This window comes from Nocardia sp. BMG111209, from assembly GCF_000381925.1.
Taxonomy (GTDB): domain Bacteria; phylum Actinomycetota; class Actinomycetes; order Mycobacteriales; family Mycobacteriaceae; genus Nocardia.
The window spans coordinates 1,317,533-1,331,613 of sequence record NZ_KB907308.1 but is presented as its reverse complement, the minus strand read 5'-3'; the positions used below and the strand labels follow the sequence as shown (position 1 = coordinate 1,331,613).

Sequence of the window (14,081 nt, the reverse complement as noted above, 5' to 3'; positions counted from 1 at the left end):
TTCGCGGTGGGACCGCGGTCCCGGTTCGGTGCCGCCGGATTCACCGGCGGCGAGGCAGGCAGGTCACCGGCAGCCGGGGTCGACGCGCCCGGTTGATTCGCGGGCGGTTGCACGACCGAGGCGCCGGTGTCCCGACTCCAGAATACGCTGCCACCAGCAGAAACCGATTCAGCTGTTCCGATCCGCGACGAAAGCCGCCTTGCCGAGCCGCACGGTGCCGTCGGCGTACACCTCGATTCCGGTCACGCCGGTGGAGTGCACGGTGAGGTTGCGCAGCCGATAGGTGTAGATGTACGGGTTCGCTCGTTGCACCAATCGGACCGCCTGCTCGTACAGCGCGCCGCGCCGGGCGGGGCTGGTGCTGTGGGCCGCCCAGGCCAGCACCTCGTCCAGGTCGGGGGAGCTGTATCCGGCGTAGTTGCCGCTGGATCCGGTGGTGAGGAAGCGGGAGATGTTGCCGTCCGGGTCGAGTCGTCCCGACCAGCCCAGCAGCAGCGACTCGTAGGTGCCGCGTTTCTGTGCCTCGAGCATCGCCGGATACTCCGAGGGCACGATGCGCAGATCGAAACCGCCACGGGCGAGTTGGGCCTGCAGCGCCTGCGCGTACTGCAACTGGTCGGATACGTTCATCACCTGCATCGTGACCGGATAGGGCGTCTGCACACCCGCGTCGGCCAGCAGCCGGCGCGCGCGATCCGGATCGAACTCCGGGCAATCGGTATCGGCCGCGGTCGCGTACGAGGTGCGCGGCGCGATCGGGGTGCAGGTCGGCTCGTACCAGCCCTTGAACACCTGGTCCACCAGCGCCTGCCGGTCGACGCTCAGCGAGAGCGCCTGCCGGACACGGGCATCGATGGCCAGTGGGGTCTCGATCGGCTTCGCCGGTTTACCGGCGCCGTCCACGTTGCCGATGTTGAGGTAGAAGCCCTGGAAGCCGAACGAGCCCGAGACCAGCAGGTGCAGACGGGGATCGGTGCTCAGTGCGTCGACGTCCTGCGGGGACATGGTGTCGGCGACCTGGACGTCACCGGCCCGCAGCGCCGCCGCGCGGGCCTTCGGATCGGTCATGATCCGGTACACGATCCGATCGAAATGCACGTTCTGCGCGTCGTAGTACAGCGGATCGCGTTCCACCACGATCGTCTGCTGCGGGATCCGCTCGACGAATTTGAACGGGCCCACGCAGACGGGGTGGTCGCCGAAGTCCTTGCCCTCCTCGCGGAGTGCGCTCGGGGACATGATCATTCCGGCCCGGTCGGCGAGCGCGGCCGTGATCGGCGCGAACGGCGTACCGAACTTCAGGACGATCTGGGACTGACCGTCCGTGTCGATCTCGGTGATCGGGCCCATCTCGCCGGTGCGCTGGGATCCGTCCAGCGTGAGATGTCGTTGCAGACTGGTCCGGACGGCACTGGAATTGAAGGTCGTGCCGTCGGCGAACTGGACCCCGGTGCGCAGCGGGATGGTGACCGTGAGTCCGTCGTCGGAGAAGTGCGGCAGCTCGGTGGCCAACTGCGGCACCAGATTTCCGGACGAGTCGTTGTCGTAGAGCTTCTCGCAGACCGTGCTCATCACATAGCGCATGTACAGCGAACTCGAGGTGGTCGGATCGAGCCGGTCCGGTTCGTTGGACAGGCCCATCACCAGATCGCCGCCCTGGCGCACCTTCTGCTCACCGACCGGGGTGCCGTAATCGTCGGCGTGCGCGGTGCTGTGCACCGGCGGCTGCGCCGACGAGCAGGAGGCCAGCCCCAGGGCCACGGCCGCGGCGGCGATCGCGCGCAACGGCCGCGACCCGCGAATATCAGAGCGCCCGAACAAGATCCCGGATCCTCTCGATGGCGGAGACGGACAGGTCCGCCGACTCGCGCACGGCCAGATAACCGCCGACGGCGAGATCGCTCACGATCACCTTCGCGAGGCCGAGCGGAATATGCAGTGCGGCACCGATTTCGGCGATGGACGTCGGTTCCTGGCAGAGCTGGACGACGGTGCGTTGTTCCAATTGCAGTGGTGCGGACAGGGCCGCCGGCGGCGCCTGCACGATCGTCTCGATCCGCAGGCCGTCGATCACCGGGGTGGTGCGGCCGCCGGTGACGACGAAGGGCCGGACGAAATCGTCGTCGCTGTCACCGTCCGCGTCGGGGGAGGCTCCCGGGCGATCGGGATCGAACCATCCGAATCTCTCGTTGGTGGTCACCGGTACTCCTCTGCGGTGGTCACGAACGCGGCGGCCGGGCCGGATCGTCTGCGAACGTGGGTGCGCCGTAGGGATCCGGCAGTGGCGGCGTGCCCGCGGCGGCGCCGCGCTGATGGCCGGCGCGGAAGGAGGACAGCAGATCTCGCGTCTCCTCCGGTGCCCAGCGTTGCGTGACCGGACCGGGATCCGGGCGCGGGGCGAGCCCGGCGGCCGGCCGCGCCTGCGGTGCCGTCGCCGTGGCGTTGTCGCCGATTCGCTTGGTGCGCTTGACCAATCCGTTGCGAGTGGTGGTCGGGCCGGCACCCGCCACCTGCGGCTCCGGGATCCGGCGCGGGGCCGTGTCGGCGACCGCGGGGGCCGTGGCGACACTGCGGCCCGCCGACAGCGCGCCCCGGACCTCGGTGTCCGAGCCCCAGGTCGGCTGGACAACCGTGCCCGGCGCCAGCGCCTGAACCGTCGCGTGCTCCTGATCCTGATGCGAGACCAGCACGGCCGGTGGCAGCGTGAGCCGCGCGACCACACCGCTGACCGGTGAGGTGGTGAGTTCGACGTCGATGCCGAGGCGCTGCGCCAGCCGGCCGACCACGTAGTGCCCGAGGTAGCGGGTGGGCGCGACGATGAAGTCCTGCTCGCCACGGAGTTTGGCGTTCGACTGCGCGAGTTGTTCGGTGGTCATGCCGATTCCGTGATCGACGACCGCGACCAGATAGCCACCCTGCGGCGCCGGCCGGGCGTAGATCTCGACCTCGAGATCCGGCGGCGAGAAGGCGAGCCCGTTCTCGATCAATTCGGCGAGCATGTGCGACAGTTCGCTGGCGACCGCGCCCGCGATCAGCACATCCTCCACCCGGCGCAGCACCACCCGCCGGTAGTCGTCCACCTCCGACATGCCCGCGCGGATCACGTCGATCAGGCTGATCGGCCGGGTGAGCCGGCGCGGGCTGCTCTCGCCGACGAGCACCAGCAGGCTCTCGGCGTTGCGGCGCATGCGGGTGGCGAGGTGATCGAGTTCGAACAGATTGGACAGCGCCTTGGGATCGAGTTCCTCGCGCTCGAATTCGCTGATCAGCGCGAGCTGGCGGCGGACCAGGTTCTGGTTGCGGCGGGCCAGGTTGCCCATCGACTCGATCGTGTTGCGCCGCAACAGCGCCTGCTGCGAGGCGAGTTCGAAGGCGGTGCCCTGCACCCGATCCAGCGCGCCGGCGACCGCGGCGATCTCGGCGCTGGATCCGGTCGGGGTCCGCACCGGCTCGGGCGGTTCCGGCGCGGTGTCCACGGCCCGGTTCCATTCCTCGATGACGTTCGGCAACCGCCGCGACGCCACCTCGTCGGCCACCGCGGCCAGTTTCGCCAGCGGCCGGACCAGGGCACGCACGGAGGCGATCACCAGCGCGATCATGGCGATGATCGCGATCACCGCGCCCACCGAGAAGAGGATCAGGTTGGTCTCCGCGGCCGCGCGCAATTCGTCGGCGCGGCTGCGGATGTCGGCGCCGACCGCCTTCTGCACGGCGCGCTGCCCGTCGATCACGGCGGTCGTGTGCGTCCACCAGGCCGCCGGGTCGACCAGCCGCACCAGCGGGCCGTCGCCCGAGGCCAGCGCGGCGCTCTCGGACTGATCGCTCGCGGCGGCGTCGTCACCGCGCATCACCGCGTCCAGATCGGCCTGCCGGTCCTTACCGGCGTAGCGCGAGAATGCTTGCAGCGCTTCCTGTTTGGCGGCACGGATCTCCATGAACTGGCCGTATTCGCCGCCGGAGAAGTGCCCGACCACGAAAACGCCGTTGAGGAAGCCGCGTTCCCGGTCGAACTGATCCTTGATCGCGCCGAGCGCGTAGAACGCCTGCAGTCCGCGTTGCAGCCGAGGGTCGTTCGCCTGGTCGAGACCCAGTGTGAGGTGGTTCAGCGCGCCGACTGCGTCGTTGTAGAACTGCAGCGCAACGGGTCTGCTGATCCGTCGGGTATCGATCTGGGTGCGGGTGCTGCCCAGCATGTTCAGCTGGCCGAGCGCGGACCGGACCTGATCGGCGCCGGGTGCGTCCGAGTCGACCCCGCCCTCGACGGCGGTGAGGGTGCTGTCGACGTTGCGGCGCTGGACCGTCAGCGGTTGCTGCAGGCCGGTGTCGCCACCGAGCAGTCCGTTGCTGAGGCCGAGTTCGCGCTGGATCTGGTCGGTCAGATCCTGGACGTTCAGTGCCAGCGACACCGCTCGGCGGGTGGCGTCGGCCTCCCGATAGTCCGAGTACGCGCGATGCACGGTGATACCCACCAATATCAGCACCAGGGCCAGCGCGAACACCAGGATGCGGGTCAGCTGGCCGCCGATGGTGCGGGGACGCAAAACGAGGCTCGCCGCGACGCGGGGCAATTTCCGCCGGATGGGTTTCGGTGCTGACTCCGAATCGAATTCGACCGCGGGCTGTTCCTGCCGTAGGCGCACTACCTGCCACTCCTCCGAACGGCCCGTGGCCAGCAGCAGCGCACGGAAGTCTGCGAGAAACATCCCATACGCCCTCATCTGCGTCAACCCGGGAACGACCACAGCACAAGGGGTGTCAACCCGCCCGGACCTCGGCGAGCAACTCGTCGACCGACCACTGGTCATCGGCGTGAACGCCGTGTTTCGAGGCCAGTACCCGGCCGTCCGGCGCGATCAGGAAATCGGCCGGCAGCCCGAATCGGCCACCCTCCGGCCGCAGCGGCGGCACGGCGGCCCCGCTGCGCCGCGCCTCGCGCAGCGTACGTGCGACACCTCGGACGATCGCCGGCCAGCTGCGTGGATCCAGCAGCGCGCGCGGGCCGGATTCGACGCCGAATTCCCGATACAGCCGCCGCTGCGGATCGGCGACGAGGTCCAATGGGACCTCGGTGGCGTGTTTGCGCAATTCCGCTGCGCTGGAGTGGAATACGACGACCTCGCGGATGCCTGCCGCCTCGATCTCGCTGCGCCGGTTGACGATCGACCGCAGATGCAGATGGCAGACCGGGCAGCCGGCGAAGCGGCGGAACTGGAGATGGATCAGGCGCTCGGCGTCGGGGACGGGCACCTCGGCGCCGGTGACGGTGGTCAGCGTCCGGGTGGGCACGGTGGACAGCAGTGGCATGTCGACTCCTCGGCTCGTTGTAGGCGTACAAGGTACGCCTACAACGAGTATGCGCGTATCTTGTACGCTGTCAATCCGTGCCCCGCCCCCGGTCGCTGACCACCGCAGATCTGGCCGCGGCCGCCCTCGCGGTGATCGACCGCGACGGGCTGCCGGCGCTGACGATGCGGGCCGTCGCGGGCGAACTACGGATGGCGACGATGGCGCTGTACCGCTATGTCCCGGACCGGGAACAACTGGAACGACTGGTCGTCGACCGGATCGTGACCCCGGTGGACGTCACGCCGCCGCCGGTCGCGGACTGGCGGGAGCGGGCCTGGGTGCTGCTCGACCGCGTGCGGGCGGAGGTGTCGGCGCATCCCGAGGCGGTGCCGCTGGTGCTGCGCTACCGGCAGTCGTCGCCGGCGGTGCTGCGCTGGATGGAGGCGATGCTGACGGTGCTGACCGAGGCCGGCTTCACCGGCCGGGAACGGGTGATCGCCCAGCGCACGATCGTCGGATACCTGCTCGGCTTCCTGCAGAACGCGCACTACGCCTCGATCGCCGGCGCCGGAACCGCCGTGCTGGCACAGCTTCCGGCGGACGAGTTCCCGCTGCTGTCGCAGACCGCGGCGACGGCCCGGACGTTGTCGGCCGACGAGGAGTTCCGCGGCGGCGCCGAGGTCGTCCTGCGCGGGCTCGGCGATCCGGGCCGGTGAGATCGGCGGTGCGGCCTACAGCTCCGGCTCGCGGAAGTAGTGGCACCGCCATTCGGCCACCGTCCCGTCGGCGTGCACCCGCATGAAGTCGGATCCGTTGCGGGTACTGCCGTCCGGGTTGTGGCAGGTGTAGACGATCACGAGAGTGTCGGTGCCGGAATAGGATCCGTCGATCGTGTAGCGGATGCCGGGTGCGTGCTCGAGCGCGTAGCGCACGTAGTCGCGCAGCGCCCCGGCCCCTTCGAGGGCCAGCCGGGCGGGATCGCCGGTGAGTTTCGGCACGAACGGGGAGCTGAACAGCACATCCGTGGCGAAGGGCGACATGATCGTGTCGAGATCGCCGGAGTTCCAGCCCTCGTCCCAGTGCCACAACAACTTCTGTACGGTCTGTTCATCCAGCATCCGTCGACGGTAGGCCCGGCGGTGCGTGGCGGCAAGACCCGAACGGCCGGCCCGCCCCGGAAAGGGCGGGCCGGCCGCTGGAACAGATACGGGACAGGTCCCCGACGCCGGTGGAATCAATGTGGTGTCGCCTATGGTGGCAACTTCGCTTCATCTGGTACGAAGGTGACGAACCACCGTGCTCGGGCGGAGTTCCCGTAGTGCTCCCTATTCAATATCCGATCCGGTTGGCGCGCAACCGATTTATCCGGCGGCCACCGGCTCGCGCGCGGCGAACAGCGACGCGTACACCAGCCGGTCGTGCTCGGCGACGAACTGCCCCGCCAGGCCGCCGCCGGTCACCGTGTGCAGGCGCAGGTCGAGATAGCGCTCCTCCTCGGCCGTCTGCGCACCGGTCGCGCTCGGCAGCGCCGCCAGCAGCTTTTCGCGATGGTCGGTCCGCTCCCGCTCGAGCTCCGCGCGCAGGCCCGCGAGATCGGTGACCTCGAAGGGCTCGGGCTTGCCCGGTCGGGGCTCGGCCCGCCAGGCCGCGACACCGTAGGCGAAGCACACCAGCGGCATCCACACCTCGGCGAAATAGGCCGGATCCGGGGCGATTTCGAGGCCGGCGAACTCGTCGCCGACGAAGAACAGCGCCCCGAGCTGCCCCGGCAGCAGCTCGAGCCGGCTGCGGAACTGGGTCAGCACCGCCCGCCGGCGGCTGATGATCTGCTCCAGATGCCCACGGGCGGCGAGCCCGTACTCGCGGTTGAGCGCGCTGATATCCGACCACAGCTTCGAGTAGCCCTCCTGCCCGCGCAGCCGCAGCGCCGCGGCGCGCAACTCCCAGGGCAGTACGAAGAACCACTGGTCGCGGCCCTCCAGATAGCCGCCCTGGGCCGCCTGCACGCAGCAGGCGTCCGGGAAGCGGCGGGTCTGCCCGGCGGCCAGCAGCGCCGCCGAGCACAGCGCGTGATTCTGCGCGCCCTCCTGGATGTAGCCGATGTGCAGCGGGACGATCGCCACCCCGGCGGCTGCGCCGTTGTGCAGTTCGACCGAGCCGTAGCCGACGACCTGGTGCAACTTCAGTCCGGACCGCGGCGGCACGATGCCGGGCCGCTGCGGTCCGTGGATCGGCAGCACGGTCAGCGCACCGGCCCGCTGGGGCTCGCCGATCCGATAGCCGGTGAGGTCGGGGCCGGTGGGTACCAGCGCGGTCAGTGTGGTCGTGACGGTCACGGCCGAACTCCTTCCAGCCGATGGTCGAGGCGGTGCCGCACGGCGGCGTGGATCCAGTCCCGGCCGTCCGCGCAGTGGGCGAACAGCCGGGGCAGCAGTCCGGCGAAATCGTCCTGGTGCCAGAAGTCCAGGCACGGCAGCGCCGGAGCCGGATTGCGCAGGGTCAGATCGTCGCGGCCGGTGAACATGCTGCGGCACAACACGATCGGGGTATCGATCCCGAGGCGCGGCAGGGTCGCCACCACCCGCGCCAGGTCACCGGACAGCCGATTCTCGTACCCGTCGGTGACGAGCACGACCAGTTCCGGCCCGGTCGCCAGAGCGTCGAGCAGCCCACCGGCCAGATCGGTCGGCTCCGGCCCGGCGCCGATCTCGACGACGGACAGCCGCGGGCAGACCTCGGCGAGTACCAGCCGCAGCGCCACCGCCTGCGACAGCAGCGCCCACTCGCGATCGCCGTAACCGCGCATCGACTCGGACGTATCGGCAACCAGCGCAATACTTCCCGGCATCGGCGGCAGCCCACGGGTGACCTCGGCGAGGTATCGGCCCAGGGCCGGCCGCAACTCCGCCTCCGGTCCGCCGCGATACAGATGCACCAGCGTCGCCGCGACATCACCGCGATTGGTCGAGGTGATCACCGGCTCCCGCTCGCGCTCCGGATCCAGCGGCGCGACACCCGTGCGCGGCACGGGTACGCCGGGCACACCCGGCCCGTACAGTGCGGTGACCCGCGCCCGCGTCTGCTCGGGATCGGCCCCGAACCGCAACAGGTTTCGCCGCAGATACTCGGAATCGGTGTCGCCCTCGGCGATTCGCCGCGCACAGCCGCGCGCGGTGGCCTTACCCAGTGCATGCTCGAAGCAGTCGACCAGGGTCGGCCGCCGGGCGTCGATCAGCGTCGGCGCCTGCGGATGGTCGAGCACGAACGTGAGCACGGCCCGCGTGGTGTGCTTGTGGTTGGCCCGCAGCCGGCGCAGCGCCAGCAGGACGGTGAGCACCGTCGCTGGTGGGAGATCGAAAAGTATTGCGCGGGTGGCCTTCTCGAGCGTGACCCGGCTCCCGTCGGCGACCCCCGCCCACGAGGCCGCCAGCGCCTGCAACAGCGCTCGGGCACGCTGCTGCGGCCGGGCACCCGGCACGAGCGCGGTCAGCAGATACCCCTCGGGGTCCGCGGCCCAGGCCGCGCGATGGAACTCCGCGTCGTCCCACGACACCTCGCCGCCCCGCGGCAGACCCAGGGGCGTCGCGTGGGTGCTGAAGTGGTGCAGCAACTCGACGGTACGCATTCCGGAAGTGTAGGAATCGGACCTGGATCGGTCCACTGATTTTGCTGCCGCCCAGCCGCTTTCACCGGAGTTCGGTATCGCAGTCGCGCCAGGTGGGTTCCGGTATCCGGGGACGGGCGCCGATATGCCTAGCAACGCTCGGTATACGGTGCTTCGCCCTCACCCCGGCACAGCTCGGTGACCAGATCCACCCAGACCTCGGAATCGGCCAGCCGCCGGAACAGGTCCGGCTCGTGAATCCATGCCACGAACGACGCATTCAGCGCGGCGTGAACATCCGGCTCCCACACGATCCCGGGATCGGCCTCCAGATGCTGCCGGGAGTGATAGATCTCGGACCACTCGCGATCCTTGTGCAGACCGTGCCCGGCGATACCTACGACCGATCGCACCCGGTCCGGATGGTCGAGCGCATAACGCACCGCGAGATCCGACCCCCACGAGTGCCCGAGCACCACCCATCGCTCGACCCCCACAGCGCGTCGAACCGCCTCGAGATCGGTGATCGCGAGCTCGAGATCGTGCGGCCCGCCCCCGGACCGCCCGACACCCCGGGGCTCGGGGAACCAGCTCCGCATTCCCGTCGGCCCGAGCCGCTCGTCCTCGAGATAGTGCACACACCCGGGCCCACCGGACAACACCACGACATCCGGGCCGAATCCGGCGACCCCGACATGCAGCAGAACCCCGTCGTCGGCCGAAACAGTCAGCGACCGCAACGCTTCCGGCCGCTCGGGCGAGGGAGACATCACGGCTGATCGTATACACCCGCCGCCGGCCGGTACCGGAACCGACAGCGGTCACGGTGCCCGGTGGCGGGCAATCAGGGACCGGCCTCGGGCACCCGAAATACGTGAGGCATTGCGGCAGTTGCCCTTCGCATGAGCGGTGGAACCGAGCAACGTCGTGCCGCGCTGCGAGACTTCCTGCGCAGCCGCCGGGCACGGCTCACGCCGGACGTCGTCGGTATCGCCTCCGCCGGGCAGCGGCGGACACCCGGACTGCGCCGGGAGGAGGTGGCGCAGCTCGCCGGGGTCGGAGTGTCCTGGTACACGTGGCTCGAGCAGGGCCGCGACATCACGGTGTCCGCCGAGGTTCTCGATGCCGTCGCGGCCGCCCTGCGGTTGAACCCGGCGGAACGCGCACACCTGTACCTGCTGGCCGGGCTGAATCCGCCCGCTCCGAATCTGCTCGGCGCGGGCGAGGTGACGGACGAGGTTCGGCGGATGCTGGACGCGTGGAGTCCGCGGCCCGCGGTGCTGCGCGACCGGTATTGGAATGTGCTGGGCTACAACGACTCTGCGCGAGAAGTGTTCGGGTTCGGCGGCGCCGGACACAACTGCCTGGTCACCTTCTTCACCGATCCTCGATACCGGGCGATGCCGGTGGTGTGGGCCGAGGCGGCTGCGGGTGTGGTGGCTGCCTATCGGGCCGATGCCGCGCAGGCACCCGGCGATCCCGAATTCCGGCGCGTGGTGGACGATCTCGTCGCATCGAGCCCCGAGTTCGCCGAACTGTGGCAGCACCACGACGTCGGAACTCCGGTGCAAGCGGTGAATGCGTTGCGTCATCCCGAGTTCGGCGAGCTGTTCTTCGACACGACCACACTGATCGTCGCGGATCATCCGGAGTGGTCCGTCGTGCTCTACAACCCGCGATAGTCGTGACGCCCTTGTTCACGAAGCCGAGTCGGTCATCTCGCATATTCGGGTGGTGCCACACCCACGATAACTGCGCACTGTTTGCCGCCGACCAGCATCGGCACGCTGATCCTATGACGCACAACGGGTTACGGTTCGACGGCAAGGTGGCGCTGATCACCGGGGGTAGCAGCGGGATGGGGGAGGCCACCGCGCGGCGGCTGCGGGACGAAGGGGCGCGGGTGGTCGTCACCGGCCGGGACGAGTCCAGGCTCGCCGCGGCCCTCGGACGGCTCGGCCCCACCGTGGATGGAATACGCGGTGACGCAGTCGATCTCGCTGACCTCGACGCGCTGGCCGCAGCTGTGCGTGAGCGGTACGGGCGGCTGGATGTGTTGTTCGCCAACGCGGGTGTCGGCGCGTTCCAGCCGATCGGGGAGGTCACCGAGGAGGAATTCCACCGGGTCGTCGACACCAATTTCAAGGCCGCGTTCTTCACCGTCCAGAAGCTGTTGCCGCTGCTACCGGACGGCGCGGCGATCGTGATCAACGCATCCTTCGCGCTGCATCGCGGCGTGCCCGCCGCTGCCCTGTATTCGGCATCCAAAGCGGCGGTACACAATCTGACCCGCACCCTCGCGGCCGAATTGGCGCCCAGGCGAATTCGGGTCAACTCGGTGAGCCCCGGCTACATCGACACTCCGGCTTTTCGTGCCGAGACCTCCGCCGCGGCGCGGGCCGCCATCGCGGATACGGTCGCCGCGGGTCGTGTCGGTACCGCCGACGAGGTGGCGGCGCTGGTCGCCTTCCTCGCCTCTGCCGAGGCGTCGTACGTGAACGGACAGGACTTCGTCGTCGACGGCGGACTGACCGCGGCCGTCCCGGGTGCGACGATGTGACGGGATCGGGACACGGGCCGGCCGATGTTCAGCGCCGGACTAACCGTTTCCCGACATCCGCTGCCAGTCCGAGTCCATCGGCGTACGCGGATCGAAGCTCGGGTCGTCCGACGAGACGATGCGACCGTGGCGGTTGGTCCAGTACACGGCTGGTGTGTTCGACAGCCGCACGGGCGGGTTCTGCCCGTAGGGATCGGCGTACCAGGATTCGCCGGTCAATATCTGTCCCATGCCTTCTCGGCGGCGTTCGTCGGACGCGTTGCGCTGGTCCGTCACCTGCTGTTGAAGCTCCTCGGACCACGTGCGCTGCAACTCCAGCTGCTGTCCGAACTGGATCGAGTTCTGAAGATTCTGCTGGGCGATTCCCTGTGCGCCCCAGGCCGCCCCATGGATCACGTTGAACTGCTTCGGGAGGCCCGGGAGCCAGGTGGCGAACGACGGCCAATATTGCTCCTGTGCCGCACCGGCCGTCAGCACGAAGTCCACCTGCCCGTAGCCCTGCCGGTAACTGACGGTGGCGATTCCGACGCAGGGGACACCGTTGACCACATACCGGTAGTCGACGTCGACGGCCGCCTCGAAGTTCGCTACCGGCTGCCCGGGACGCGGCCGGCCGAACTGCACGGGACCATTGCTGGACAGCTTCTCGAAGGCGTATTGCAGTGGCGGGTAGCCGGGCATGAAGCCGCAGTTGCCGGTCATCATCGCGACGGCCTGGTTGTTCGCGTCGGCCTGCACGACGGCGAACTGACCCTGTTCCAGCACCCGCCAGCCGGGGGGCACCAGGAACTGGAAACACTGGCCTTGAACGACTTGGGGTTCCACGCCGAAACGGTATCGTGCCGAGTGCTGCGCGGCATGGTAACCGAGCGGCTTACCATCGCCGGTGGTCGCTCGTAGCATGGCGGTATGCGATCGGTGGTGGCGATTCCCGGGGTTGCGGCCGAGGTTCAGGTTGCGGTGCCCGCGTGGGGGAGTCGGCCGGCCGGTATCGGCATGGCGGGGTTTCGCGGTCGGGCGGATCATGCGGTGGAGATGCGGATGGTGCCCTATCCGGCGCTCACCATCTTCATCGACTTCGGTTCCGCCGGACTGATTCTCGATGCCGGGGGTGAAAGTCGGCGGGGGAGTGCCGTGGTCGGGCTGGCTCCGGGCACGCTGCGTGCGGAGTGCGGGCGGGAGGCCGACTGTTTGCAGATTCGGCTGTCGCCGGTGGTGGCGCACACGATGTTGGGGGACGGTGCGGATTCCTCGGGGGCGGTGCTGTCGCTCGAGGATCTGTGGGGGCGTGAGGCCGGGCGCATTCAGGAGCGGTTGCACGCTACGAGGTCGTGGGACGAGCGGTTCGCGCTTGCGGCGGAGGCGCTTGCGCGGCGGTCCGCGACGGGGCGGGCGGTGGATCCGGAGATCGGATTCGTATGGCAGCGGATGGTGGCGAATCGGGGGCGGGTCCGGGTCGAGCGGTTGGCGGACGAGGTGGGTTGGAGCCGGAAACGGTTGTGGGCCAGGTTCGGTGCGCAGATCGGGCTCAGCCCGAAGCGCGCGGCGAAGCTGATCAGATTCGATCATGTGGCGCATCGGCTCGCCGCTGGGCACAGTGTTGCCTCGGTGGCTGTGGAAAGTGGTTTCGCCGATCAGTCCCATTTGCATCGGGATGCGATGTCCTTTGCCGGGTTGACACCGGCGGGGGTCGCGGGGGCGCCGTGGTTGGCGGTCGACGGTGTTGCTTGGTCTCCTGCGATGCCGCGTTCTGCTCGGCGGCGTGTGGAGTCGTGAGGGGCCGACTCGTCCGATTCGCGGTGTTGTCGGATATGCGTTTTTCGGTTCCGATCTGGTGGGACGTGTGCGTGCACCCGCTGATGTGGTGCGGAATGTGCGCGTAGTGAATGTTCGTTCGGGCAGGTTGCAAGCGTCGCGCGCGGACGAGTAGGGTCGGCCGCAGCCGATCTGGGGCGCGAAGCCGGTCGATTCCGGTGATCGGGCCTGTCGACTCAGTGCCGATGCCGAGGGGGATTCGTGTGAACGGTTGGAGGCGGGTTCTCGGGAGTGCTTGTGCGCTCGGTGTTTTGGGGTTCTCGGTGATCGGGTGTGGGAACGGTGGAGGGACCGATCCCCAGACCGGTACGGCTGTTTCGTCCACGGCGTTGCCGCCTGCACCGACAGGGTTCGATCCGTGTTCCGGTGTGATGAGGCCGGTACTCGATTCCGAGCAACTCCACAACCAGGAGAATGCCGACTCGAACGGTAGCGGTGGAACTCAGTGGCGGGGATGTCAGTGGGTCCAGTCCGACGGGTACTCGGTGTCCATTCGCACCACCAATATCACCTTGCCGATGATTCGTCAGAATTCTGGATTCAAGGTGGCCGATCAGCAGGTGATCGGTGGCCGCTCGGCTCTCACATATCACGAGAGCGATGCTGCTGATCTGCGGCATGGCTGCTTGCTCAACGTCGAGTTGAAGCAAGGCAGTCTGCAGTTCTCTCTGGACAATCCGGCGTCCAACCGTCGGACCGGAAATATGGACACCTGCGACATCGCGAAAACACTTGCGGCGAAAGTGGTTCCGTTGATACCGACTTCGGCCTGAGCGCAGGTGTAGTGGGGATGTCGGTACTGTCGCTGGGAGGTTG

The 14,081-nt window shown here is 68.7% G+C and carries 14 protein-coding genes; 5 read left to right on the top strand and 9 right to left on the bottom strand.

From position 1 onward, the window contains the following. Nucleotides 1–168 precede the first annotated feature (168 nt). Genes G361_RS0129820 through G361_RS0129805 form a run of 4 tightly spaced genes read right to left on the bottom strand, consistent with a single transcriptional unit; the run spans nt 169 to nt 5,304 of the window. Nucleotides 169–1,821 (bottom strand): ABC transporter substrate-binding protein, encoded by a 1,653-nt coding sequence (locus G361_RS0129820; protein ID WP_231387121.1) that lies wholly within the window; start codon nt 1,819–1,821, stop codon nt 169–171. Then, nucleotides 1,805–2,200 (bottom strand): DUF742 domain-containing protein, encoded by a 396-nt coding sequence (locus G361_RS0129815; RefSeq protein ID WP_019930800.1) that lies wholly within the window; start codon nt 2,198–2,200, stop codon nt 1,805–1,807. The genes G361_RS0129820 and G361_RS0129815 overlap by 17 nt, the downstream gene beginning before the upstream one ends. Nucleotides 2,201–2,219: 19 nt before the next feature. After that, nucleotides 2,220–4,703, bottom strand: a complete 2,484-nt coding sequence (locus G361_RS0129810) for a nitrate- and nitrite sensing domain-containing protein (RefSeq protein WP_019930799.1) — start codon at nt 4,701–4,703, stop codon at nt 2,220–2,222. 52 nt (nt 4,704–4,755) lie between these two features. Further along, on the bottom strand, nt 4,756–5,304 hold the full coding sequence (locus G361_RS0129805) for a peroxiredoxin-like family protein (protein ID WP_019930798.1): 549 nt from the start codon (nt 5,302–5,304) through the stop codon (nt 4,756–4,758). A 77-nt stretch (nt 5,305–5,381) separates the two neighbouring features. Here G361_RS0129805 and G361_RS0129800 point away from each other — a divergent pair, with 77 nt between their 5' ends. After that, the gene (locus G361_RS0129800; protein WP_019930797.1) at nt 5,382–6,002 is read left to right on the top strand and encodes a TetR/AcrR family transcriptional regulator C-terminal domain-containing protein; all 621 of its coding nucleotides are present in this window, start codon (nt 5,382–5,384) and stop codon (nt 6,000–6,002) included. A 15-nt stretch (nt 6,003–6,017) separates the two neighbouring features. Here the strand turns inward: G361_RS0129800 and G361_RS0129795 are convergent, their stop codons facing one another. The 4 genes from G361_RS0129795 to G361_RS45380 all read right to left on the bottom strand — a co-directional run bounded on the left by G361_RS0129795 (nt 6,018) and on the right by G361_RS45380 (nt 9,660). After that, complete coding sequence (locus tag G361_RS0129795) at nt 6,018–6,404, bottom strand: nuclear transport factor 2 family protein (protein ID WP_019930796.1); 387 nt, start codon at nt 6,402–6,404, stop codon at nt 6,018–6,020. A 243-nt stretch (nt 6,405–6,647) separates the two neighbouring features. Then, a complete protein-coding gene (locus G361_RS0129790; protein WP_019930795.1) occupies nt 6,648–7,622 on the bottom strand; it encodes an ARPP-1 family domain-containing protein in 975 nt (324 codons plus the stop codon). Next, a complete protein-coding gene (locus G361_RS45385) occupies nt 7,619–8,911 on the bottom strand; it encodes a vWA domain-containing protein (RefSeq protein WP_019930794.1) in 1,293 nt (430 codons plus the stop codon). Before G361_RS45385 ends, G361_RS0129790 begins: the two co-directional genes overlap by 4 nt. 128 nt (nt 8,912–9,039) lie before the next feature. Beyond that, nucleotides 9,040–9,660 carry an alpha/beta fold hydrolase gene (locus G361_RS45380; protein WP_019930793.1) on the bottom strand — a complete coding sequence of 207 codons (621 nt, stop codon included), beginning with the start codon at nt 9,658–9,660 and terminating at the stop codon, nt 9,040–9,042. A 132-nt stretch (nt 9,661–9,792) separates the two neighbouring features. On the opposite strand from G361_RS45380, the gene G361_RS0129775 reads away from it, so the two are divergent. Next, nucleotides 9,793–10,572 (top strand): helix-turn-helix transcriptional regulator, encoded by a 780-nt coding sequence (locus tag G361_RS0129775; protein ID WP_019930792.1) that lies wholly within the window; start codon nt 9,793–9,795, stop codon nt 10,570–10,572. A 113-nt stretch (nt 10,573–10,685) separates the two neighbouring features. Beyond that, nucleotides 10,686–11,450, top strand: a complete 765-nt coding sequence (locus tag G361_RS0129770; RefSeq protein WP_019930791.1) for a glucose 1-dehydrogenase — start codon at nt 10,686–10,688, stop codon at nt 11,448–11,450. 39 nt (nt 11,451–11,489) lie between these two features. On the opposite strand, the gene G361_RS0129765 is transcribed toward G361_RS0129770, so the two are convergent. Next, on the bottom strand, nt 11,490–12,275 hold the full coding sequence (locus G361_RS0129765) for a hypothetical protein (RefSeq protein WP_155981846.1): 786 nt from the start codon (nt 12,273–12,275) through the stop codon (nt 11,490–11,492). An 84-nt stretch (nt 12,276–12,359) separates the two neighbouring features. Here G361_RS0129765 and G361_RS51930 point away from each other — a divergent pair, with 84 nt between their 5' ends. Both G361_RS51930 and G361_RS47850 read left to right on the top strand, forming a co-directional pair. Continuing rightward, nucleotides 12,360–13,226 (top strand): helix-turn-helix domain-containing protein, encoded by an 867-nt coding sequence (locus G361_RS51930; protein ID WP_036495597.1) that lies wholly within the window; start codon nt 12,360–12,362, stop codon nt 13,224–13,226. 110 nt (nt 13,227–13,336) lie between these two features. After that, nucleotides 13,337–14,038, top strand: coding sequence for a DUF3558 domain-containing protein (locus G361_RS47850; protein WP_063711891.1), 702 nt, complete (start codon nt 13,337–13,339; stop codon nt 14,036–14,038). The last annotated feature ends 43 nt before the right edge of the window (nt 14,039–14,081 follow it).